General features: G+C 60.6%; 24 protein-coding genes and 1 pseudogene. 13 read left to right on the top strand and 12 right to left on the bottom strand.

Annotated features, from left to right (window positions below; translation table 11 throughout):
• The first annotated feature begins 141 nt into the window (after positions 1-141).
• Positions 142-1,002 carry a pirin family protein gene (locus ACFE0K_RS02250; protein ID WP_434534516.1) on the top strand — a complete coding sequence of 287 codons (861 nt, stop codon included), beginning with the start codon at positions 142-144 and terminating at the stop codon, positions 1,000-1,002.
• 111 nt (positions 1,003-1,113) lie between these two features.
• Here ACFE0K_RS02250 and ACFE0K_RS02245 read toward each other — a convergent pair whose 3' ends face one another.
• Positions 1,114-1,272 (bottom strand): YqaE/Pmp3 family membrane protein, encoded by a 159-nt coding sequence (locus tag ACFE0K_RS02245; protein ID WP_349383672.1) that lies wholly within the window; start codon positions 1,270-1,272, stop codon positions 1,114-1,116.
• 155 nt (positions 1,273-1,427) lie between these two features.
• Here ACFE0K_RS02245 and ACFE0K_RS02240 point away from each other — a divergent pair, with 155 nt between their 5' ends.
• Positions 1,428-1,973, top strand: a complete 546-nt coding sequence (locus ACFE0K_RS02240) for an NADPH-dependent FMN reductase (protein WP_434534515.1) — start codon at positions 1,428-1,430, stop codon at positions 1,971-1,973.
• A 95-nt stretch (positions 1,974-2,068) separates the two neighbouring features.
• Here ACFE0K_RS02240 and ACFE0K_RS02235 read toward each other — a convergent pair whose 3' ends face one another.
• From ACFE0K_RS02235 to ACFE0K_RS02215, 5 genes are all read right to left on the bottom strand, one after another.
• Positions 2,069-2,653: a TIGR00730 family Rossman fold protein gene (locus ACFE0K_RS02235; protein ID WP_434534514.1), complete on the bottom strand. Its 585-nt coding sequence runs from the start codon at positions 2,651-2,653 to the stop codon at positions 2,069-2,071.
• Between the two features lie 247 nt (positions 2,654-2,900).
• Entirely contained in the window at positions 2,901-4,211 is a 1,311-nt protein-coding gene (gene phoR / locus ACFE0K_RS02230; protein WP_434534513.1) for a phosphate regulon sensor histidine kinase PhoR, read from the bottom strand.
• Between the two features lie 107 nt (positions 4,212-4,318).
• Positions 4,319-5,023, bottom strand: coding sequence for a phosphate regulon transcriptional regulator PhoB (phoB, locus tag ACFE0K_RS02225; RefSeq protein WP_290511767.1), 705 nt, complete (start codon positions 5,021-5,023; stop codon positions 4,319-4,321).
• A 281-nt stretch (positions 5,024-5,304) separates the two neighbouring features.
• Positions 5,305-6,177: a 4-hydroxybenzoate octaprenyltransferase gene (gene ubiA / locus ACFE0K_RS02220; RefSeq protein ID WP_434534512.1), complete on the bottom strand. Its 873-nt coding sequence runs from the start codon at positions 6,175-6,177 to the stop codon at positions 5,305-5,307.
• Between the two features lie 204 nt (positions 6,178-6,381).
• A complete protein-coding gene (locus tag ACFE0K_RS02215) occupies positions 6,382-6,942 on the bottom strand; it encodes a chorismate--pyruvate lyase family protein (protein ID WP_434534511.1) in 561 nt (186 codons plus the stop codon).
• Between the two features lie 243 nt (positions 6,943-7,185).
• Between ACFE0K_RS02215 and rd the strand changes: the two genes are divergently transcribed.
• The 7 genes from rd (at position 7,186) to ACFE0K_RS02180 (ending at position 12,138) form a co-directional block, all read left to right on the top strand.
• Positions 7,186-7,350 carry a rubredoxin gene (gene rd / locus ACFE0K_RS02210; protein ID WP_035245853.1) on the top strand — a complete coding sequence of 55 codons (165 nt, stop codon included), beginning with the start codon at positions 7,186-7,188 and terminating at the stop codon, positions 7,348-7,350.
• Positions 7,351-7,412: 62 nt separating this feature from the next.
• Positions 7,413-8,561, top strand: a complete 1,149-nt coding sequence (locus ACFE0K_RS02205; protein WP_434534510.1) for an NAD(P)/FAD-dependent oxidoreductase — start codon at positions 7,413-7,415, stop codon at positions 8,559-8,561.
• Positions 8,562-8,742: 181 nt separating this feature from the next.
• Positions 8,743-9,123 carry a hypothetical protein gene (locus ACFE0K_RS02200; protein ID WP_434534509.1) on the top strand — a complete coding sequence of 127 codons (381 nt, stop codon included), beginning with the start codon at positions 8,743-8,745 and terminating at the stop codon, positions 9,121-9,123.
• Positions 9,124-9,412: 289 nt separating this feature from the next.
• The gene (locus ACFE0K_RS02195; RefSeq protein ID WP_434534508.1) at positions 9,413-10,492 is read left to right on the top strand and encodes a GGDEF domain-containing protein; all 1,080 of its coding nucleotides are present in this window, start codon (positions 9,413-9,415) and stop codon (positions 10,490-10,492) included.
• A complete protein-coding gene (locus ACFE0K_RS02190; RefSeq protein ID WP_434534507.1) occupies positions 10,492-10,728 on the top strand; it encodes a DUF5062 family protein in 237 nt (78 codons plus the stop codon). The genes ACFE0K_RS02195 and ACFE0K_RS02190 overlap by 1 nt, the downstream gene beginning before the upstream one ends.
• A 109-nt stretch (positions 10,729-10,837) precedes the next feature.
• The gene (locus tag ACFE0K_RS02185) at positions 10,838-11,479 is read left to right on the top strand and encodes a hypothetical protein (RefSeq protein WP_434534506.1); all 642 of its coding nucleotides are present in this window, start codon (positions 10,838-10,840) and stop codon (positions 11,477-11,479) included.
• Positions 11,480-11,652: 173 nt separating this feature from the next.
• Positions 11,653-12,138, top strand: a complete 486-nt coding sequence (locus tag ACFE0K_RS02180) for a hypothetical protein (protein ID WP_434534505.1) — start codon at positions 11,653-11,655, stop codon at positions 12,136-12,138.
• Positions 12,139-12,156: 18 nt separating this feature from the next.
• On the opposite strand, the gene ACFE0K_RS02175 is transcribed toward ACFE0K_RS02180, so the two are convergent.
• The 3 genes from ACFE0K_RS02175 to znuC form a co-directional block, all read right to left on the bottom strand.
• The gene (locus ACFE0K_RS02175) at positions 12,157-13,461 is read right to left on the bottom strand and encodes an MATE family efflux transporter (RefSeq protein WP_434534504.1); all 1,305 of its coding nucleotides are present in this window, start codon (positions 13,459-13,461) and stop codon (positions 12,157-12,159) included.
• 202 nt (positions 13,462-13,663) lie between these two features.
• Positions 13,664-14,446 (bottom strand): zinc ABC transporter permease subunit ZnuB, encoded by a 783-nt coding sequence (gene znuB, locus ACFE0K_RS02170; protein WP_434534517.1) that lies wholly within the window; start codon positions 14,444-14,446, stop codon positions 13,664-13,666.
• Positions 14,439-15,212 carry a zinc ABC transporter ATP-binding protein ZnuC gene (znuC, locus tag ACFE0K_RS02165; RefSeq protein ID WP_434534503.1) on the bottom strand — a complete coding sequence of 258 codons (774 nt, stop codon included), beginning with the start codon at positions 15,210-15,212 and terminating at the stop codon, positions 14,439-14,441. Before znuC ends, znuB begins: the two co-directional genes overlap by 8 nt.
• A 262-nt stretch (positions 15,213-15,474) precedes the next feature.
• Between znuC and ACFE0K_RS02160 the strand changes: the two genes are divergently transcribed.
• The gene (locus ACFE0K_RS02160; RefSeq protein WP_434534502.1) at positions 15,475-16,335 is read left to right on the top strand and encodes a metal ABC transporter substrate-binding protein; all 861 of its coding nucleotides are present in this window, start codon (positions 15,475-15,477) and stop codon (positions 16,333-16,335) included.
• 147 nt (positions 16,336-16,482) lie between these two features.
• Here the strand turns inward: ACFE0K_RS02160 and ACFE0K_RS02155 are convergent, their stop codons facing one another.
• Positions 16,483-16,833 (bottom strand): hypothetical protein, encoded by a 351-nt coding sequence (locus tag ACFE0K_RS02155; protein ID WP_434534501.1) that lies wholly within the window; start codon positions 16,831-16,833, stop codon positions 16,483-16,485.
• Positions 16,834-16,993: 160 nt separating this feature from the next.
• Between ACFE0K_RS02155 and ACFE0K_RS02150 the strand changes: the two genes are divergently transcribed.
• The gene (locus ACFE0K_RS02150; protein WP_434534500.1) at positions 16,994-18,100 is read left to right on the top strand and encodes a cellulase-like family protein; all 1,107 of its coding nucleotides are present in this window, start codon (positions 16,994-16,996) and stop codon (positions 18,098-18,100) included.
• Between the two features lie 163 nt (positions 18,101-18,263).
• Here ACFE0K_RS02150 and ACFE0K_RS02145 read toward each other — a convergent pair whose 3' ends face one another.
• Positions 18,264-19,181, bottom strand: coding sequence for a homoserine kinase (locus tag ACFE0K_RS02145; protein WP_434534499.1), 918 nt, complete (start codon positions 19,179-19,181; stop codon positions 18,264-18,266).
• A gap of 118 nt (positions 19,182-19,299) precedes the next feature.
• Between ACFE0K_RS02145 and ACFE0K_RS02140 the strand changes: the two genes are divergently transcribed.
• Together ACFE0K_RS02140 and ACFE0K_RS02135 are read left to right on the top strand one after the other, a co-directional pair.
• On the top strand, positions 19,300-19,908 hold the full coding sequence (locus ACFE0K_RS02140) for an outer membrane beta-barrel protein (RefSeq protein WP_434534498.1): 609 nt from the start codon (positions 19,300-19,302) through the stop codon (positions 19,906-19,908).
• 66 nt (positions 19,909-19,974) lie between these two features.
• A complete protein-coding gene (locus ACFE0K_RS02135; RefSeq protein WP_434534497.1) occupies positions 19,975-21,003 on the top strand; it encodes an alpha/beta hydrolase in 1,029 nt (342 codons plus the stop codon).
• 117 nt (positions 21,004-21,120) lie between these two features.
• Here the strand turns inward: ACFE0K_RS02135 and ACFE0K_RS02130 are convergent.
• A pseudogene (locus ACFE0K_RS02130) lies at positions 21,121-21,887 on the bottom strand (ATP-binding protein).
• Positions 21,888-22,022 lie beyond the last annotated feature (135 nt).

The raw sequence follows: 22,022 nt of genomic DNA, 5'->3' as shown, positions 1-22,022 counted from the left end.
CCCCATGGTCGTGAACGGCTGGGGGAAAGAGAGATCAGCGGCTAGCTACGAGCTACTAGCTGCGAGAAAAGCCAAACCGGTTTTCTTTTTAACTGGCAGCTAGTAGCTCGAAGCTCGTAGCTGCTTTCACAGGAGGTTCCCATGGAACGTACAATTCTCAACACCATTCGCGCACTGGATACATCCGATGGTGCCGGCGTCCGCCTGAAGCGGTCGCTGGGTTACAACCCCATGGTGCGCCTGGATCCTTTCCTGATGCTGGACGCGTTTTCCTCCGATAATCCGGACGACTACATTGCCGGCTTTCCGCCGCACCCGCACCGGGGCTTTGAAACGGTGACCTACCTGATGGAAGGTCACATGAAGCACCGCGATCATCTGGGCAATGAAGGTGATCTGAAACAGGGTGGTGTGCAGTGGATGACTGCCGGTCGTGGCATCATCCATGAGGAAATGCCGCAACAGCAGGATGGTCAGCTGCGGGGTTTCCAGCTGTGGATTAACCTGCCGGCGGCGGAAAAAATGAAGGCGGCCGGTTACCGGGATATTGCCGACAGCCAAATACCGCGTCTGGACCTGGCCAGCGGTGGCCAGATCAGAGCCATTGCCGGTGAAGTCACCATCGGTAATCAGGTGATCAGTGCACCGGTAAAAGGTGGCAGTACCGATCCGCTTTACCTGGATGTGAAACTGCGTGCCGGTGAAGCGATCACGGTGCCGCTGACATCCGGTTACAACGCCTTTCTGTACCTGTTCGAAGGTCAGGTCAGTGTGGCTGGCGAGGCGGTAAAGACCGACCATCTGGCCACCTTTACCGATGGCGACAAGGTCTCTCTGGTGGCCGGTGATCAGGGTGCCAGATTGTTGTTGCTGGCGGGCAAGCCCATCGGCGAGCCCATTGCCCAGTATGGCCCGTTCGTGATGAACACCCAGGACGAGATCAATCAGGCCCTGAGTGATTATCGCGACGGCACCCTGACCGCCGAACCGTCATTGCTATAACTCTGTCGCGAAGGGCAGGATAGAAGCGAGTGGCGAGTAACGAGTTTCGAAAGGCAACGCCTCGATGAGGTTATGATTTTCGCGACTCGAGACTCGCTCCTCGCTTTTTTTCTAACGTGAGGCGATCACCCAGACCGCATGCACGATACCGGGGATATAGCCCAGCAGGGTCAGCACAATATTGATCCAGAAATGCTTGCCGATCCCTTCCTGGAGAAACACCCCCAGTGGTGGAAGCAGGATGGCGATGAGAATACGTAGCAGGTCCATGCTGTTCTCCTTCTGTCCGAAAATCCCACTGTAAATCCTTTGTCTCATTGCGTCTGTTAAAAAATACAAAGCCTTGCACAGATTGGATTGCCGACACCGTGATTTTCCGGGAAGCTGGGCGTTGCCATTGAGATATCAGGGAAAGGAGAGACACCATGAGAGTTTTGGCGATCGCAGGCAGCCTGCGCGAGCAATCCTTTAACCGCGGCTTGGTCCGTGCCGCCCAAGCGTTGGCGCCGGCAGGGATGGAAATCATCGCCGCCGACATCAGTGATATCCCGCTCTATAACGGTGATGACGATGGCGACAACCGCCCTGCCCCGGTGACTGCCCTGGCGGAACAGGTAAAGAGTGCGGATGCCTTCTTGTTTGCCACCCCGGAATACAACTATTCCATCCCCGGTGTACTGAAGAATGCCATCGACTGGTTATCCCGGGTGCCGGGCGGCATTTTTGCCGGCAAGCCGGCTGCCATCATGGGCGCCTCCATGGGCGGCATGGGCACTAGTCGCAGCCAGTACCATCTGCGCCAGGTGCTGGTGTTCCTGGATGTGCACCCGCTCAACAAACCGGAAGTGTTCGTCTCTGCCGCCCATGAAAAATGCGATGACAATGGTGATCTGCAGGATGAGGCGACCAAGGAAATGATCGGCAAGCAACTGGCGGCACTCAAGGCCTGGGCGGAGCGGCTCGGCGCATAATTAAGGCCGTTGGAGCCTTGCTTGCAAGGCGAAGCTTTCAAAACGGGACGACGGGGATGCCTCTTCGCCTTGCAAGCAAAGCTCCAACGCGGTCCCTAGAGTTGGCTTTCGCGCCGAATCCACTTGGTCACATCCGGCGCCTGATAATCTGCGAAGCTGTCCAGAAGGCTTGCCGGGGTGTCGTGAACCTGCAGCAGGTCCCTGTGTTCCTGCCGCAGAAAACCCTGGCTGACCGCGTGATCAAGAAAGGTGATCAGGTGATCGTAATAGCCGTTCACGTTAAGCAGGGCGCAGGGTTTGTGGTGAAAGCCCAGTTGCGCCCAGGTCAAAATTTCAAAAATTTCTTCCAGCGTACCCATGCCGCCGGGCAAGGCGATAAAGCCGTCAGAGCAATCGGCCATGGCCGCCTTGCGCTCGTGCATGGAGCCCACCACACGTAATTCGGTGAGGTGGTCGTTGCCGATTTCCTTGCGCATTAACGCATCGGGAATAATGCCGATCACTTCACCGCCCCGCTGCATCACCGCATTGGCGATGGCGCCCATCACACCGACACTGGCGCCGCCATAGACCAGCCCCAGGTTCCGTTGTACCAGCTCCCCGGCCAGCCCTTCGGCGGCCTCAATATAGTCGTTTCCCTCGCCGGGACTGGAGCCGCAATAGACGCAGATTCTTTTCATCGATATTCACCTAATCCCTGCACTGTAGGAGCGTCGCTGGCGGCGCGATAGCAGACCTGGATCAAAAGCATTTTCACCGCAGAGGGCACAGAGCACACAGAGAAAACACCCTTTCTTTTCCTCGGTGAACTCTGTGCCCTCTGTGGTGAAATTCCAGTCTTTAAGGTTCTTTATCGCGCCGCCTACTCGCAGAGCACAGAGAGCGACGCTCCTACGGCGGGGTGTTAAAAGCAGCGGTGCCCTGGCCTTACCCCGCCACCGCCGTAGGCTTGCTCACTAACCGATCCGCCGGGAAGTGGCAGGTAAAGACGCTGCCCTTGCCCAGTTCGCTCTTGATTTCCAGTTTGCCGTTATGGCGAATCATCACGTGTTTGACGATGGCCAGGCCCAGGCCGGTGCCGCCGGTTTCGGTGACGCGGCTGTTGTCCGGGCGGTAGAAGCGTTCGGTGAGGCGGGGGATATGGGCCGGGTCGATGCCGACACCGTTGTCACTGACAGCCAGGTGTGCGCCACGCTCATCCTGCCACCAGCGAATACGGATCTGGCCACCGGCGGGGGTGTATTTCACCGCATTGGTGATCAGGTTGCCGAAGGCGCTTTCCAGTTCCGCCGGGTTGGCGATCAGGCGGGCTTCTTCGGGCACCTCCAGCTCGATGCTGTGGGCCTTTTCAGCGCTGATGGCCATGGCATTCTCACGCATGCGCTTGAGCATGCCGTGGACGGGGACGGCCTGGCTCAGGTTGTCCGCGTCGGTGCCCTCCAGTCGGGCCAGCAACAGCAGATCCGAGACCAGGGCCTCCATGCGATTGGACTGGTTGTCCATCTGGTTGAGCGCCCGGCGCAGCCGCGACTGTTCCTCCGGCACGGTGTCCAGCAGGGTTTCCAGATAGCCCTTGAGTACGGTGAGGGGGGTCTTCAGTTCGTGGCTCACGTTGGCCACGAAATCCTTGCGCATCTGTTCCAGGTGATGGATCCGGGTTACATCACGGGCCATCATCAACTGTTCACCCACGCCAAACTCGGTCACGCGAAATTGCAGTATGCGGTTGTCGTCCACCGGTGAGGGAATCTCCAGGGCGTCGCGGAAATCCCCCTTGCTCAGGTATTCGGTAAATTTCGGATGGCGGACCAGGTTAGTCAAAGGCTGGCCCAGATCCTGGCGGGCGTTGAACCCCATGTAGCGTTCTGCGGCCTGATTCCAGTATTCCAGGTAGCCGTGCTGGTCGATCAGGATGACCACATCTTCCAGGGCATTCACCGATTGCTGGGCACGGTGAATGATGCCCTGCAGACTTTCCTGGGCGCGGCGCTCTTTCTGAAAAAGGTGTTCCAGGCGGGTGTAGAACTCCCCCCACAGACCGATGCTGTCCGGGGGCTCGGTATGGTCATCGCGGACCAGCCAGCTGTACAGGCCAAACAGTTGCCGGGTGCTCCAGATGATATAGCCCAGCAGACCCACCACCAGCGGCCAGATGTGGCCCATTGCCAGCGCCGCCACAACGGACAGCAGGATCAGGCTGACAATGCGATTTACTTCTTTGGCCAGACTGGCTTTCATGATCTCGTTTCCACCGCCCCGTTGCGGCTACCGTCGGGTGCAATAACCGGGAAGTATTGCACCATCTCTCCCCATGCAGCGCAATGCGTCGCACAAACCGAAACGATTCAACCTGCCTTGGCGGATTTCACCGAAAAGCGATAGCCGGTGCCGCGTACCGTCTGGATAAAGCGGTCGTAGCCGAACGGCGCCAGGGCCTTGCGCAGGCGACGGATATGCACATCGATGGTGCGGTCTTCCACATACACGTTGGCGCCCCACACCTGATCCAGCAACTGGGTCCGTGAGTAGGCCCGTTCCTGATGGCTCATGAAGAATTCCAGCAGACGGTATTCCGTGGGACCCATGTCCACCGGCTCATCGTCGGCGCTGATGCGGTGGCTCACCGGGTCGAGGCACAGGCCTTCCACTTCGATGGCCTTGTCCGCCGCCGTGCTGGACGCACGGCGCAGCACGGCCTTGATGCGGGAGATCAGCTCGCGGGTGGAAAACGGCTTGGTGATATAGTCATCGGCGCCCACATCCAGCCCCTGGATCTTGTTGTCCTCTTCGCTCTTGGCGGTGAGCATGATGATGGGGATTTCGTTGGTGGTCTCATCACGCTTGAGGCGGCGGGCCAGCTCGATACCGGTGACGGACGGCAACATCCAGTCCAGCAACACCAAATCCGGGCGTTCATCGACAATAATTTCGTGGCCGCGCTGGGCGTTTTCCGCCTCCAGCACATCAAAATCCGCCAGCTCCAGCGCAACGGCCACCATTTCCCGAATGGCGGGCTCGTCGTCAACAATCAAAATACGGTTACGGGACATGGCTTTCCTTCCTTGCCTGTCTATCTATGTTGCCCTATTAGATTGCTTTTTTGTGACATCCGTATGACAAATTGGGCGGAATTTTCGGGAAAAGCAAGGAAGGAAAGCGGCGAGCTACTAGCTGCTAGCTGCGACGCGACATGGGACGGTGCAACTCGTTGCGCTTTGGTTGCCCGCGCTCAAGGGGCTGTCTGTTTTTTCCTTGGCAGCGCGAAGTCCATGGCGAGCAGCAGTTGTACACCCGGGACTCGTGTCGTAGCTAGCAGCTAGTAGCTCGCCGCTCAGAAGTACTGGAAATACAACCCGATAAACACACAGGCCCCGGCCCAGTGGTTGTTAAGGAACGCATGGAAGCTGGGCCAGCGTTCCCGGTAGCGGATCAGGCTGTGCTGGAACAGGAAGCTCAGGGTCATGCCGCCCAGGCCGACGTACCAGGGCCAGGAGAAGTCCAGTCGTTGCCCCACCATGATCAGAGCCAGCAGGGTGAGGCCCTGGAGGATGGCGATCATCAGCCGGTCAGCATCGCCGAACAGGATGGCGGTGCTCTTGATGCCCAGTTTCAGGTCGTCTTCCCGGTCGCACATGGCGTATTCGGTGTCGTAGGCCACGGTCCATACCAGATTGGCCACATACAGCAGCCAGGCGATTTCCGGCACCGCCCCGGTCTCGGCGGCAAAGGCCATGGGGATGGCCCAGCTGAAAGCGGCACCGAGGAACAATTGCGGCATGAAGGTGAAGCGCTTGGTAAAGGGATAAAGCACCGCCAGGCCCAGCCCGCCAAACGACAGCCAGAAGGTCAGTTCATTCAGGAACAGCACCAGCACAAAGGCCAGCAGCCCCAACCCGCAGAACAGCGCCAGTGCCTTTTTGGCGCTGATGGCACCGGTGGCCAGCGGGCGGCCCTTGGTGCGCTCCACGTCGCCATCGAAATCCCGGTCGGCAAAGTCGTTAATCACACAGCCGGCGGCACGCATGATGATCACCCCAAGAATGAAGATCAGCACGGTTTTCAGGCTCGGTGTGCCATTGCCGGCAATCCACACCGCCCACAGGGTGGGCCACAGCAGCAGTAGCGTGCCGATGGGGCGATCCAGCCGCATCAGTTGAATATAGGGCCAGGCTTGAGGGTAGCGCTGTTCAACGAAGGCAAACATGGGACATCCGGTTGTCAGGGGCGGGGGTAAGTTTCAAGTTGAAAGTGGAAAGTTTCAAGGCTCCTTGTAGGAGCACCTCTTGAGGTGCGAAGCCTCGAATGGTCGCGATAACGCTTAGATTTGAACCGACTCTCCCTCCAGGCAGGGTGGCTGCGGTGAAAACCATTTCCTCGCTACGCTCGGTTCGCACCTCAAGAGGTGCTCCTACAGCAGCCCTGAAGAAACGCTTGTCGCGCCCACCTTCTCCCACAGCGCCGGCAGGAAGTATTCTGCTACCAGCAGCGGTTCGCCGCGTTTGATGAACCGGGACTGGCGACCCCAGCACACTGGCATGGCTTCTGCAGGGCTTCCAATACGGGCCCAGACCTGATCGCGCAGGCAGGTGGGGCGTTTGTAGAGTTCCAGGCCCAGAGAGCGGCTGCCCATGTGGCCCAGGGAGCGATTGGCGCCGGTAAGGCTGGTCAGGGGCAAAACGCTGCGGGCGGCGACCACCGGGGTGTCGTCCAGCAACAGGGTGACTTCGCGGATCAGCGCGGCCCGGCGGGGGGCCAGGCTCAGCAGTTGCCGTTCGTCGGCTCGGGGAAAGCTGATGGCGTGGTAGCCGGGCACCACCCGGAACTGGCCGTAGCGCTTCAGGCGCAGGGTCAGGGACGCCGGGTCTGCCATCCAGTCACGGATATGGGGCGGCAGGACCAGCTGTTCCAGCGGGCGCCAAAGGCTGTCAGGATGCAGGGCGGCAGGCAGCATGGGGTCTCGGATCAACATCGCAGGCCGCAGGACTATGGCGCAAGCGGTGATTCAGGGCAAGTCAGCGGTGCCCCTGTCCACAGATGCTTGCCTGCAGGCAATAATGGCGGTGGGGCCGGACAATGGACCCCGGCGCCAGTGTCTGCCAGCGCCCAATGTCATTGATTTTTCGGGCGTGCGCCGATAGGTTATCGCCCCCCGAGAAACACCCTGTATGTAGCAGAGTAAGCGAGTGCTTACTCCAATTCGACGAGGTTCACGATGAAGAAGTGGGAATGCGTAGTGTGCGGTTTCATCTATGACGAAGCCGAAGGTCTCCCCGATGAGGGTATTGCCCCCGGTACGGCCTGGGATGATGTGCCTGAAGATTGGGTCTGCCCGGATTGTGGCGTGGGCAAGGACGACTTCGAGATGGTGGAAATCTGAGCCGTTGTGCTCTGAACCACACAGTCAATTCCGCCCGTTCACTGATTAATTAAGGACTGTTCATGCAACCTATCGTCATCATCGGTTCCGGCCTTGCCGGCTTTAATACCGTCAAGGAATTCCGCAAGCTGGACAAGGAAACGCCCATCGTTGTGCTCACCAGCGACGACGGCCGTAACTATTCCAAGCCCATGCTGTCCGCCGGGTTCACCAAGGAAAAAACCGCTGATGACCTGTGCATGGCCACGCCGGAAAAGGTTGCCGAGCAGTTCAATGTGGAAGTGCGCACCGACGTGCATGTGGCGGAAATCGACCCCTCCGGCAAGCGCGTCCTGCTGCCGGACGACCACCTGGACTACAGCAAGCTGGTGCTGGCGCTGGGGGCCGATACCTGGACCCCGCCGCTGGAAGGCGATGCCGTCGGCGAGGTGTTTTCCGTCAACGATCTGATGGACTACGGCAAATTCCGCACCGCCCTGCAAGGCGCGAAGAAAGTCACCATTCTGGGTGGCGGTCTGATCGGTTGTGAATTCGCCAACGACCTGTCCAATGGGGGTTATGAAGTGACCCTGGTGGAGCCCCAGGGACGCTGTCTGCCGCTGCTGCTGCCGGAGCCGGCGTCTGCGGCTGTTGGTCGCGGGCTGGCGGATCTGGGCGTGACCTTCAAATTCGGTCCTCTGGCGCAGGCGGTGAACCACGGTGATAACAACCAGCTGGTTACCGAGCTGTCCGACGGCACCCGCATTGAATCCGACGTGGTGCTGTCCGCCATCGGTCTGCGCCCGCGTATTGCCCTGGCCAAGGAAGCCGGCCTGGCCATCAATCGTGGCATCATCACCGACAAGACCCTGCAGACCAGCGCTGACGACATCTACGCTCTGGGCGACTGCGCCGAAGTGCAGGGCCACGTGCTGCCCTACGTGCTGCCGTTGATGGCCTCCGCCCGTGCCCTGGCCAAGACCCTGGCCGGTGAAACCACGGCGGTGAGCTACGGTGTCATGCCGGTCACCATCAAGACCCCGGCCTGTCCGGTAGTGGTATGTCCGCCGGCTGACCACGACAACGGCGAATGGGAAATCCAGGAAGACGGCAACAACGTCCAGGCCCTGTTCCGTGGCAAGGATGGCAGCCTGCAGGGCTACGCGCTCACCGGTGATGCGGTGAAAGAGAAAATGAAGCTCAACAAGGAACTGCCGCCGTTAATGCCGTAACAGTCACAAGCTGCAAGCTACAAGGCGCGGGCTGAACGGGTAGCGAACAAATCCTCTTTCCCCGCGCTACACTATGGGCGCGGCGATAGCGGTCATCGGTTTGTATGGCATGTCTTCGTGTTGCAGCTTGCAGCTTGTAGCTTGAGGCTTGAAGCTCGCCCCTGACAGAAAAGGAACGCCCATGAAATTTGCACTGGTTTTGCTGATCCTCGGCTGGCGCCTGCGCTGGTTGGCCTGGCGTGATGCGGGATTTCGCAAGCAGCTGGAAAACCGCGATGTGGTGATGCAGTGGCGTACCTTTAACGGCAAACCGGCGCGCAGCTTTCATTTCACGCCGGGCAAGGTGGTGTCCAAGGGCGGTCTGCATGGACAGCCCACTGTCACCCTGAATTTCAAGGACGCCAACTACGCCTTCCGCACCTTGCAGGTGGCCGGTAAAAACCAGATGGCCTTCATGGAAGGCATGCAGGCCGGCGATATCAAGATCGAAGGCGACCCGGGCCAGCTCATGTGGTTCATGACCTTGATGAAGTTCATCATGCCGGGCAAGACCAAGAAGTAAGCGGCCCAGCCTCCATCGCACAACGCCCCGCCAGTCGGGGCGTTGTTGTGTCTGTTCCCCTCAAACACAGCGAATTTGCCAATTCTTGCCTACCGCCTGTGCCGAACTTCAACCATATATCCCCGCAATACCCGTTTTGCTGGGTGAGCCCAGCGCAGGAGCGTAATATCAATTAGTGAGGGGAGAAGTCCAAAGCGGGCTTGCTCAACGTCTCTGAGTGCCAACGAGGCCTGGTTTTGTCCGCTTTCCCCACGCCAAGGATAGGGGGAAGTGAGTCATGCAGACCGCAATGAAAACGCTGCTTGAGCAGATGCGTATCACCGAGCTGGAAGTGGACTACCGCAAGCGACTGCTGGATTTCACCAGCAGGGATACGGCGGTTCTGGTGGCCTGCCGGCCGCTGATCTGCGCCCATATTGACCGCATCGTGGATGATTTTTACCGGATTCAGACCAACAACCCGGATATTGCCAACCTTATCGGTGACGCCGACACCCTGGAGCGGCTGCAGTGTGCCCAGCGGCGTTACATCCTGGATCTCTTTTCCGGGGTCTATGGCATGGAGTACATCAACAATCGTTTACGGATCGGCCTGGTTCACAAGCGCATCGGCGTGGAGCCCAAACTATATCTGTCCGCAGTGCACTTGCTGCGCTCTCTGCTGCTGGAATGTATCGACCGTGAAGGCAAGGAAGAGGGGGCCACGCCGGAAGTGATCCGGGCGCTGGACAAGCTGATCTATTTCGATGTCACCCTGGTGTTCGAGACCTATATCCAGAGCATGCTGGCGGAAATCGAGACAGCCAGAAATCGCACCGAAGAATACGCCAGAAGCCTGGAGGATACCGTGGCCAGGCGTACCGGGGAATTGCGCACGGATTCACTCACCGGACTAACCTCCCGGCGCTATCTTCACGAAGATCTGTACAGAACCTTGCAATCGGCCCAGCGTCGTAACGAACCGGTATCGATGGTGTTCGTGGATGTCGACAACTTCAAGGAGATCAACGACAGGAAAGGCCATGCCCACGGCGACAAGGTGCTGCAGGAGCTGGGTCGTATCCTGCTGGAAACTGCTCGAGGAGAGGATTCCTGTGTGCGTTTCGGTGGTGATGAGTTCTGTGTTGTACTGGCTAATGCAACGGAAGATGAGACGATAGGGACCTACTGCCTGCGAGTGAAGACCTTGCTGGCGGAGTGCTGCCCTGAAGTGACCATCAGTATGGGGGTAACGCAGACAGGGCCCAATGATTACGAAGACGCTGATAGTCTGTTAAGGCATGCAGATAGCTGTATGTATTCTCAAAAAAACAGCAACAAGAATGGCGACCCTAACGTGGTGCCCGACAAGACGGATGTGTGCAGCTGATGAAAAAACTGAAAAACGAAAAAGAGCTGGTCAAGAAAGCTATTACATTGGGTATGGATTATGCGGAGAAGCGAGGCGTGGTGGAGTTCGAGCCCACCGATTCTGCGTCGGAAAAGCTGGAGTACATCTACCGGCTGCTGGTGCACGACAAGGTGATTCAGCCTCTGCCGGAGGATCAGGTGTCCCAGCCGTCCATTCAGCACAAGCTGGCTATCTGGGCGTCAAAACAGAAATAGCGGGATGTCGCTTGTTATCTGCCGGTCTGTTATAAAAAATATTGAACTTGATCCGGCGGGCCTGTAACCGTATGCCCTATGGAAATGCCTCTCCTCAAAAGGACCTGACATGCGACGCAACCCTCTGTTGGCTATCGCCAGCATCCTGCTGCTGCTGACTGCTTGTGCCACCACCACCGAAACCCATTCCACCTGGCAGACCAAAACCGGCGAATCCCATCCCACCTTCCGTCACTTCTACGTGCTGGTGCTGGCGGATGATCCAGCCACTGCTGCTACCGCTGAACAGCAGGTGAAAAAGAGCCTGAATCATCGGGCGGTGGAAGCGACCCTGGCCAGTGAAACCCTGGGAGAGCGCGAGCCCAAAGGCGAGGCGTTCCGTGGCCAGGTGGAAAGCGCGGTCAAAGCCAGCGGCGCCGACGGCGTGATGGTGGTGTCGCTGCTGAAAGTGGAAGAGCGTGCCGAGTTCGTACCGCCCCAGGTGAACTATGTGCCGGTACCTTCGGCCCCGGTCTACCTGGGCTACGGCCCTTATGTGGGCCACAGCTACGGCGCGATCTATCAGCCCGGTTACTATCACAACGCCAAGGACTATTACCTGCAGACCCAAGTCTACAGCGTGGAGCGCAAGCGTCCGGTGTGGCAGGCCCAGTCGCGCAGCATGAACCCGGATAGCCTGCAGAATGGCGCCAAGGGCTACGCCAAGAGCATCGTGTCGCAGCTGGACAAGGACGGGGCGCTGAAGCGCTAGTCAAAAGCAGCTGGAAAGTTCTGCAATTCATCTCTGTCGATGGCAGGACCCGGCATTCCAAGCTCGTAAAGCCGTTCTGCCAGTCGGGGCGGTTTTGCGCTTATCGATGCCACTGGCCGCCATTGCCTGAATTCGGTACGGTTTGTGCCTCCAAAAAAATAGATGGAAGACGGATGGGAAAAGGAATTTCGGGGGCGCTGGCTGCAGCACTGGTGACGGGATTGGCGACGTTTGTTCAGCCTGTACTGGCGGAACAGGACGAGAAAGTATATCTGGTAGCACGGTTCGATCTGGATGGTACTACCTACAATCAGGTGGTGTTCTTTCAGGATGACGTCATCACTGATCTGAAAAGCTGCAAGCGGGAAATGATGTACGGCCGCAATGGCAACTGGCAGGTCTATTCCCACATCACCAATGCGGTGCGTGGCTTTACCTACAGCCTCAGTTATACCTGTGCTCTGGGTCGCCAGGACTTCAGCGGCTGGGATAAGAGTGGTCAGATCAACCCCACACACACCTATGAAGTGGTGATTCGGGATCAGTCTTTGCAGGTCATTCCACGCAATAGCTACAGCGCTTGTTTGAAAAAGGTTCGTAGTGCCGGAGGCGAAACGTCCAAACGATACTGTGCCCGGTCTACCCAGACTATCCAGTAGTGATCTTTCGAGTACCTGTCATGGTTGCCGCTGATAGCCGGGCGCTGCAAGTCGCTTTTTCAGCACCCAGCCCATCAATATTCCCCGCCCGGCCATAAAGCCGTTCATGGCCAGCCACAGGCCATGGTTGTCCCAGCCTCGGGTCAGCGCCCAGAGCACAAAGAAGAGCCCCACCGCCACCAACATGGTGTTGCGCATGGCGCCGCCCCAGGTGGCGCCCACGAAGATGCCGTCCAGCCAGAAACCGGCACTGGCGGTGAGCGGTAACAGCAGCATCCACGGCAGATAAGTGATGGCAGTGTCGCGGATATCGGGCAGGTCGGTGAGCAGATGAATCAGCGGCACGCCGCCGAGACTGAAGGCCACTAGACCGAGTGCCGCACAGGCCACAGTCCAGCGCCCGGTGGCGCCAATGGCCTGGTTCAGGGCCTGGCGATCATTGCTGCCGTGGGCCTCGCCGACCAGGGCTTCCGCTGCGTTGGCAAAGCCGTCCAGCAGGTTGCTGAGCAGCAAAAGGAAAGTGATCAGCACCGCATTGGCGGCCAGTACCGCGTCACCCAGCCGGGCGCCCTGGGCGGCGAAGAAAAAGAAGCAGCTGAGCAGGGCCAGGCTGCGCACAAAGATATCCCGGTTCACCGCCATCAGTGCCAACATGGCCGCCGGCTGCCACAGCCGTTCCTGTCGTGCCGGTGGATGCAAGGCGGCGCGTAGCCAGAACAGGCCGCCGGCCAGGCCCACATATTCCGCACAGGCACTGGCGATGGCCACCCCGCGCACATCCAGATGCCAGACCTGCACCAGCAGTATGTCCAGCAGGGCATTGGTGCTGTGCATCAGCACCGTCATCTTCAGAGGCACCCGGGTGTTATGGGTGCCGATGGCGAAGCCGATCAGGGCGAAATTGGCCAGCGCCGCCGGGGCGCCAAGAATGCGGATGTTGATGTAGTCCCGGGACAGAGCCTGAACCTCGTCACTTCCGCCCAGCAGCCACAGGCCGGTTTCCCGCAGCAGCGGCGACAGGGCAATCAGCGCCAGCCCCAGTCCGGTGGACAGCAACAGGGCGCGCAGTAACACCACCCGGGTGTCCTTCTCGCCGCCTCGCGCCTGGGAGGCAAAGCCGGTGGTGCCCATGCGCAGGAAGTTGAACGAGAAGTACAGGAACATGAAGAAATTGCCGCCCAGCGCCACCGCCGCCAGATAGCGGGGATGGTCCAGGTGCCCCACCACAGCCGTGTCCACCAGCCCCAGCAGCGGTGCGGTCAGGTTGGACAGCAGCAGCGGCCAGGCCAGCATCCAGATGCGTTGGTTGAGGGACAAACTCATTCAAACCGCCTCTACGAAGCCGCTGTAGGAGCACCTCTTGAGGTGCGAACCGCGTGCAAACGCGGAAATTGCCCGCAGGGCAATCAGAAATCTCAGGGCTCGACAGGTTTCTGATAAATGACAAATGGTCTAACGGCTCGGCCCTTTCGTGCCCGTGCAGCCCGATTCGCACCTCGAGAGGTGCTCCTACAGAAGAGGTGTGTCACGAACTGCGGCGCAGTAGCGTCAGCACAAACACACTGCTGGCGGCGACCACAATGGATGGCCCCACCGGGGTATTGGCAAACCAGCTCACCGCCAGCCCGGCCAGTACCGCCAGGGTGCCGAGCACGCTGGCTACCGCCGCCATCTGCGCCGGGGTATGGGTCAGCCGCCGGGCACTGGCGGCGGGGATCACCAGCAGGGAGGTGATCAGCAGCACCCCCACGGTGCGGATAGCGCCGGCAATCAGTAGCGCCAGCAACAGCATCAGCAGCAACCGGGTGCGCTGCACTGCCACCCCTTCTACCTGGGCCAGTTCCTCGCTGACGGTGATGCTCAGCAGCGATCGCCATTGCCACAACATCAGCAGCAGGATCAGGATAGCGCCAGCCCACAGGGCCAGGGCATCCTGCCAGCCCACTGCCAGCAGGTCACCGAACAGGTAGGCAAACAGGTCCACCTGAATACCCTCTTGCAGGCTGATGGCGATCACCCCCAGAGCCAGGGTGGTATGGGCGACAATGCCCAGCAGGGTATCGCTGGCCAGCTGCTGCTGGTGTTGCAGCGCGGTAAGGGCGCCGGCCAGGCCCAGGCACACGGCCACCACCGCCAGGTACAGACTGATATCCAGCGCCAGGCCAAGCGCCGCGCCCAGCAAGGCGCCGTGGGCCAGGGTGTCACCGAAGAAGGCCATCCGCCGCCAGACCACGAAGGCGCCCATGGGGCCGGACACCAGGGCCACGGCCAGGCCGGCGAACAGCGGCGGCAACAACAGCTCAATCATGGTGGCAATTCCCGTCGTGTTGGTGGCCCGGCTGGGCGTCGCCATGCAGATCATGGTCGTGATCATGATCGTGGGTGTAGAGCGCCAGATTGGGGGTGCCGGCACCAGGGCCGAACAGCGCGTGGTAGGCCGGGTCCCGGCTTACCGATTCCGGGCTGCCGGAACAGCACACATGACGCTGCAGGCAGATCACCTCGTCGGTGGCCGCCATGACCAGATGCAGGTCGTGGGAAATCAGCAGGATGGCGCAGCCCAGGTCATCGCGGACCGACTTGAGCAAGCCGTAGAGAGCATTCTGCCCGGCCACGTCCACCCCCTGAGCCGGTTCGTCCAGCACCAGCAGGTCCGGCTTGCGCAGCAGCGCCCGGGCCAGCAGCACCCGCTGCATCTCGCCGCCGGACAGTTGCTGCACCGCACGGCGGCGCAGGTGGGCCACGCCGGCCTGCTCCAGCGCCGCCCGCCGGGCCGAGGTGGGGCCGGGCGCGGCCAGCCACAGAAAGCGATCCACGGTGAGCGGCAGGCTGTCGTCGATCTTGATGTGCTGAGGCATGTAGCCCACCCGCAGCCCCTTGCGGCGGTTCACCGAGCCGCTGGATGGGGTGACCAGACCCAGCACCACCCGCGCCAGAGTGCTTTTGCCGGCGCCATTGGGGCCGATCAGGGTGGTGATGCGCCCGGGGGCCAGCGCCAGGCTTACGTCGGACAGCACGCTGTTGCCACCCAGGGTGACTGACACCGCCTGCACATTGACCAGAGGTTCCGACATAGCAAAAGGGCCCGAAGAACAAAGGCGCAATGATATACTGCCGGCCTTTCGCCTGCACTGAGGGTGAGCGACAAGCTTCAAGCTGCAAGCTACAAGTCGCGGGGAAGACTGTGCCGGCTACCAGATCATCGCCGCGCTTCAGAGCAAAGGTGTTGCGGCGCGGCACAAGAGTTAGAGGGATGGCTCCGGATGAATTTTGCGCCTTGCAGCTTGAAGCTTGTAGCTTGCTTCCCCCCAACGTAATTCGAATTTGAGGAATTCCATGCGCCGTCTCTGGCTGACAGTCCTGCTCCTTCTCTCCTCCCCAGCCTGGAGCCAGACCCTGGTGGCCAGCGTGGAGCCGTTGGCCAAGGTGCTGCGGGGGCTTTATGGCGACCAGGTGCAGGTGGTGACCCTGTTGCAGGCCAACCAGAATCCCCATCAGCTGGCCCTGTCTCCGCGGCAGGCCATGCTGGTGCAGCAGGCGGATCTCCTTGTGTGGTTGGGCGAGACGGTGGAGGCGCCGCTGGCACCGCTGGTCGCGCGCCGGCAGGGCCCGACCCTGGCCTTGTTGGGGCTGGAGGGCGTCCATCGCCGGGAAGGTGATCATGACCACGAACACCATGGTCATGATCACGGCGATGCCACTCTGGACCCGCATCTGTGGTTGTCGCTGGACAACATGATGCTGCTGGCCGGAGCGCTGGCAGAGCGCTACCCGCAGGGGTTGAATCAGGGCGAGCCGGCCCGCTGGCAGCAGGCCGCTACAACCCGTCAGGATCATCATCACCAGGCACTGGCTGGGTTGAGTGACATTCCCTGGCTCAGCTATCACCACCCCTGGGGCTATCTCACCGAGACACTGGGGCTGGCGGAGCCGCTGGTGGTGTCCCGGCAACTGGATGCCGGGCCGGGCAGCCGTCGGTTTGTGGAACTGGCCAGCCAGATCCGCGACCAGCAGGTGCGTTGCGCCATCCGCGAACCGGAAGCCCGTGCCGCCCTCATCACCCGCCTGTGTCCGGATTGCCATATACACCCCCTGGACCCGCTGGGCCGGGACTATCCGGAGCTGGATTATCTGACCTGGCGTGACCGGCTGGTGGAAGGGTTCAAGGCGTGCCTGCAAAAGGCGGGGGCGGGCTGAAGTTACGAGCTACGAGCTACGCTCCGTTCCTACAATGAATCCAACACCCGAATCGCGCCGCTAGCGACGCTCCTACACTCGTGGGCAGAGTGCTACTCGATAGCCCGCGTTACCGCTAGAAGCTCATAGCTAGCCACTCGCAGCTGCTCAAAGCTCCCGAATCGGAATCAATGTGGGTGGTGGGGGTGGTGGGGTATTGTCGCGGAGCTCTGGAGGCCGCACGTTTTCCGCCTGACGTTGGCGAAACCCCTGCTGTTCGTCTTCCAGATACCGACTCTCCGGGCTGACCGCGTTCATGCCCCGGCTTTCATCGCTGGTATCCAGCTCCCGTGGCGATTCCAGGTACATGGCCTCCAGCTCGCTGCCGTCCAGAGGCTGCGCGCGGACCTGGTCCCGGGTTTGTGGGGCATCATCGTCCGGTGGCGCGGAGTCAGGCAATTGTTCCGCCGCCACGACCAGGCCCGGGGCCATTAACAGGGCAATCATTATTTTTTTCATAACCCGATCATAGCGCTCCCTTACCCGAGGGGAAACCGGCTTGTGAGCGCCATCAAGTGTCAAGGCGGGTCAAAAATTACCCGGCGGACACAGGGCCATTGAGGCCGTCCCGGAAACCGGTATGCTGGAGCGCTTAATCTGAAACGGGTGCAGGGCCTGGATGGCACAGCAAAATAGCGCACAACCCCTCGCAATGGCCTGCTGGGATCTGTCCTGGCTGTTGGACCGTGACTCTCGTCACGGTGCTTTTGCGTCGCTGGAAAAAGTGCTCGATGAAACCCAGCAACGTGGTTTCAATGCCCTGCGCCTGGACCCCTGCCCACACCTGATTGCCTGCCCGGAAAATGGCGTTCACCTGGACCGTTGCGAACTGCAGGCCCCAGGCCATGACCCGGTGGAAGTGAAGATTCGCCACAGCCTGCAGCAACTGCTGCAATCCGCCCACGAACGTGGCTTGAAGGTGTGGTTTAGCAGCCGTTTTGTGGACGACAGCCGTGCCCGTCGTTCCTTCGTGCGGCGTCCGGAAGACTTCGTCACGGTGTGGAGCGATACCCTTGCGCTGGTGCAGGAATGGGGCTATCTGGATGACGTGGCAGGGGTGGATTTCTGTCATCATTTTCCCGCGCAGCCCTATGCCCACGGTGTTGCCCGCCGGGTGTTCAACCGGTCCCCGGATCGGCCCCTGCCGCCGCGCTGGTCCGCCACCGCCGCCAAGCGCATTGAAGCGTATCTGCTGGATATTCCCCGCGCCCTGCACGCCCTGTTTCCCAGCGTGCCCATCGGGTTGAGCACCACCACCCAGATCAGCGAGCAGTTGCGGCAACTGGATACCAGTGAGCTGGATTTTCTCGATTTCAGCCTGTGGCTGGATGATGATCCGCGCTATCGACTGGCCAGCGGCGAGGCCGTCCCCATGACTGGCCTGGCCCGGCGTCTGGCCAGCCCGGTGAAGCAGTTATTGCTGGATGCCGGCGGTATGCACTGGCAGCGGCGCATGGAAGACCAGTTGCAGCGGCGCATGGCCTTTACCCGCCTGCGGCGCCTGCAGCCGGTGATCGGTGAAGGCTTTGTTCGCCAACCCCGACACCTACGCCGCCTGCCCACCGGCTGGGCTGATCTGCACGAGATGATGGTGGTCAGCGCCCTCACCCAGGGCGTGGAATCCATGACCCCCACCTCGCTGGCCTGTCCGGCCTACGACTGGCTGTGGCGGGAAGAAGAGTATCTGGCACACCTGAACCACCTGATCCTGTCCGGGTCGGAATAACGGTTGAGCAGCAAGCTACAAGCTACAAGCTACAACACCGGGCGACGTGGCAGTCTCTGCTGGGCCGTGCCCGAGCACATAGCTGGAAGCGCGGCGGCAGTGGCTCAGGTTGGCTCGGTGATTTTCCGCGTTGCAGCTTGAAGCTTGTGGCTTGCAGCTTTCTTTACCCCGCCAGCGCCTCAATCCGCCATTGAAATATCCGCGCAAACTCTTCCGGATCCTTACTGCCCTGCCCCTCGCTATGCTCGGACACCGGCCCGGCCAGCCGTGACAGCCAGAAACGCAGTGCCGCCACTGCCAGTGCCTCCAGTAACAGGCTGTCGTCCAGCTGACCGTCGTGTTCGCGATAGCCTTCCAGCAACGCCTGTTCCCGCGCTGCCACCGGTTTGCCGTTGCTGTCCACGCACCAATCGTTAAGGGTCACCGCCAGATCGTATTCCGGGTAATCCAGGCAGGCGTTGTAGAAGTCCAGCAGGGCGCTGATGCGGCCCTGCTGCCACAGCAGATTGTCGCGGAACAGGTCGCCGTGGATCAGGGTGGTGCCGGCGGCTCGTGCCTGCCAGTCGCTCAATAGTGCCCTGGCGCCTTCACGATGGTCGTCCGGTAGCTGGCTCAGGTGGCTGGCCAGGCTGTCCAGTCGCTGGCGTTCAGCGGGCAGGGGCTGCAGGGTTTCTACGTCGCACTGATGCAGCCGGGCCAGCAGTTCGCCCACCTGTCGGCAGCGGTCCAGATCCACGGCAAAATCGTGTTCTCCGGGCAGGCGCGGCATCAACACCGCCGGCTTGCCGGCGACGGTGATCTGGTCATTGCCGTCATTATCCTGCAGCGGTGCGGGCACCGGCAGATCCTGGTCTGCCAGGTGCGCGAGAAGCACCAGATAGGGGGCCAGTGCGTCGTGGTCCAGGGTTTCAAAGATGGTCAGCACCAGCGGGGCGGGCTGCTGGTGACGGTCCTCGGCCTCGATCAGGAAGGTGCTGTTCTCGATGCCGTGGCTGGCCGCCCGGAATGCCAGCAGCCGGTAGCCGTACCTATCCAGAACGAGGGCAAGCTGGTTGTGACTGAGCGGCGTATAAACGGACATGGTGTCCCCTGTTGGCAAAAAGGCCGCAGATGACCGGACTCTGCGGGCGAGCAATGGTATAAAAGGCCGTCATGAGAATGACGACGCATCTCCAACAATAACAAAAGGACGACTTGCCATGCGTTACGGGATTCTGTTTTTCGGTCTGCTGTTTGCCGCCGCCAGTCAGGCGGACGGTGTGGCGCACTATCAAGACCAGCGTTTCGGCTATGTGGCCGGCAACCTGATGAACATCACCCTGGATTACGATAGCCGTGAGCTGACCCCCACCGGGGTGGGTGTGCGGTTGGGCGGCATGATCGACCCGTACTGGGGGGTGGAACTGCGCGCCGCCGTGGCGCCGTCCGGTGATACCTGGCGGGCAGAGAATAGCCGCAACAAGGTGGATTACACCGTGGATCACATCGGCGCCCTGCTGGCCACCGGGCGCCTGCCGTTCCAGTCGCCGATAACCCTGCCCGTCGTGGACGCCTATGTGGACGAATTTTTCGTGCAGGGCTTTGCGGGCATCGCCGACGTGAAGGTGAAAACCAACCGCCGCCGTTGCAATGCCGTGCGCTGTCGGGATGATGTCTCCCGCAACGACGACACCAGCCTGGCCTTCGGCGCCGGTGTCGGTGTGCGCACCAGCTTCAATCTGGGGCTGACGCTTCAGTACATGCAGTACGTGGACAAGGACTACATCACCGTGACCGGCATCGAAGGCGGTCTGGAGTGGTATTTTTAGTGACGCTTCAAGCCGCACGTTGCACGCAAGATGGTCAGCGGTGGTGGGCACAGAGAGGAAAAAACAATGAATCCTGCAGTATTCGAGCGTGGCGCGGTGCGCGCCCTGATGAGCCTGCCCGGTGCCGTACTGGACAAGCTGTCCGTCGGCCTGGAAACCCACAGTCGCTCCCATCTGGATTCTCGCCTGCGCTTCCTGCTGGCGCTCAGCGCCGCCAAGCCGACGCTGGACAGCGGCACCGTGGAACAGGCCCGTCGTCTGTACCGTGATGTCATCAACCTGCTGGATGTGGCGCCAGTGCCCCTGCCGGTGGTGGTGGATCATCAGGTGCCGCTGGACGATGGCAGCCAGATGCGGGTGCGGCGTTATCGCCCGGCCCTGGCGCCACGCGTGGCGCCGGCAATCATGTTCATGCACGGCGGCGGTTTCACCGTGGGCGGGGTGGACGAGTACGATCGCCTGTGCCGTTACATTGCCGATCGCACCAATGCCGTGGTGTTGAGTGTGGATTACCGGTTGTCCCCGGAGCATCCGTCTCCGGTGGCGGCCGATGACTGCATGGCCGCCTGGCGCTGGCTGCTCGATAACACCGCAGCCATGGGGCTGGACCCGCAGCGGCTGGCGGTGATGGGCGACAGTGCTGGCGGCAATCTCAGTGCCGTGGTCTGCCAGCAAGCCAAACAGGCCGGCCTGGCGCTGCCCGCCCTGCAAGTGCTGATATACCCCACCACTGACGGCGCTCTCAAGCATCCGTCGGTGCAGACTCTGGGGCAGGGCTTCGGGCTCGATCTGGCGCTGCTGACCTGGTTTCGTGCCCATTTCATTCAGGACCCTGCACTGGTCGAAGACTATCGCGTCTCGCCCCTGCGCAACCCGGACCTGAGCGGCCTGCCGTCGACCCTCCTGATCACCGCCACCGACCCGTTGCGCGACGAAGGGTTGGAATACGGCGAAAAACTCCGGGCGTCAGGGGTGGATGTCACCTCACTGGATTACCCGCAACTGGTCCATGGTTTCCTCACCATGGGCGGCGTTATCCCAGCGGCCCGCAAGGCGGTTAACGCTATCTGCGACGCTACCGTCCAGCGGTTGTAAGCCAGCGGCGAGCTACTAGCTTCTAGCGGCGAGTAAAAGCACGCATTCGTCGGTCTCTGAATCTCACAGAGCCGGGGGCGGTTTTTAACTAGCGGCTAGAAGCTAGTAGCTGTCTCCTCAAAATTCCCCGCAGAACTGATTATAAAACTGCCGCGCCGTACGCCCGGAGCGCACGCCTTTCTCCATGGAAAACCGCCGGGCGCGCACGTGTAATTGATCCCGGTCTGTTACCTCGCCAAACAGATGATCGACGATCTCGAAATATTGCGGCTCGCTGATCGGGTAGAAGCTCAGCGCCAGCCCGAAGCGATCAGACAGGGAAATCTTTTCCTCCACCACATCACCGTGATGAATCTCCCGGCCCACCACCTGGCTCTGCTCATTGTCCTTCATGTATTCCGGCACCAGATGGCGGCGGTTGCTGGTGGCGTACAGGCGCACATTTTCCGGCGGCAGTTCCAGGGAGCCCTCCAGCACGCTTTTCAGATGCTTGTACTGGTTTTCCCCGTCCTCGAACGACAGGTCATCGCAGTAAACGATAAAGCGCTGACTGCGCTCACGAATATCATCGACGATCTCCGCTAGGTCCTGCAGGTCATCCTTGTCACCTCGATCACCCGCAGTCCGCGCGGCGCATATTCATTCAGCAGCGCCTTGACGATGGATGACTTGCCGGTGCCCCGGCTGCCCCACAGAAGTACATGATTGCAGGGTTCGCCGCGCAGAAACCGCTCCGTGTTCTGCAGGATTTTTGCCTTCTGGGTATCGATGCCGAGCAGATCATCCAGCCGCACCGGATCCGGCCGGCTCACCGGCCGCAGAGTGCCTGAGCGCCCCCGCCAGATAGCCGCGGGAATGTTGCGCCAGTCGATGTTGGATGACATGGAAACCTCGTTAAAAGCAGAGAAAACGGGAGGGCAGTATAAAACAGTTGCGAGGTACGAGTGACGAGGAGCGACGCGGAATCGCTGACTGCCACCCTGAAGTCGTTACGCCCGCGATTCCACGGCCAGATTTTC

Origin of the sequence: Alcanivorax sp. (assembly GCF_051117345.1) — a bacterium.
Taxonomy (GTDB): domain Bacteria; phylum Pseudomonadota; class Gammaproteobacteria; order Pseudomonadales; family Alcanivoracaceae; genus Alcanivorax.
Note: the sequence above shows the minus strand (reverse complement) of the source record. Positions and strands in the feature narration are given on the sequence as shown.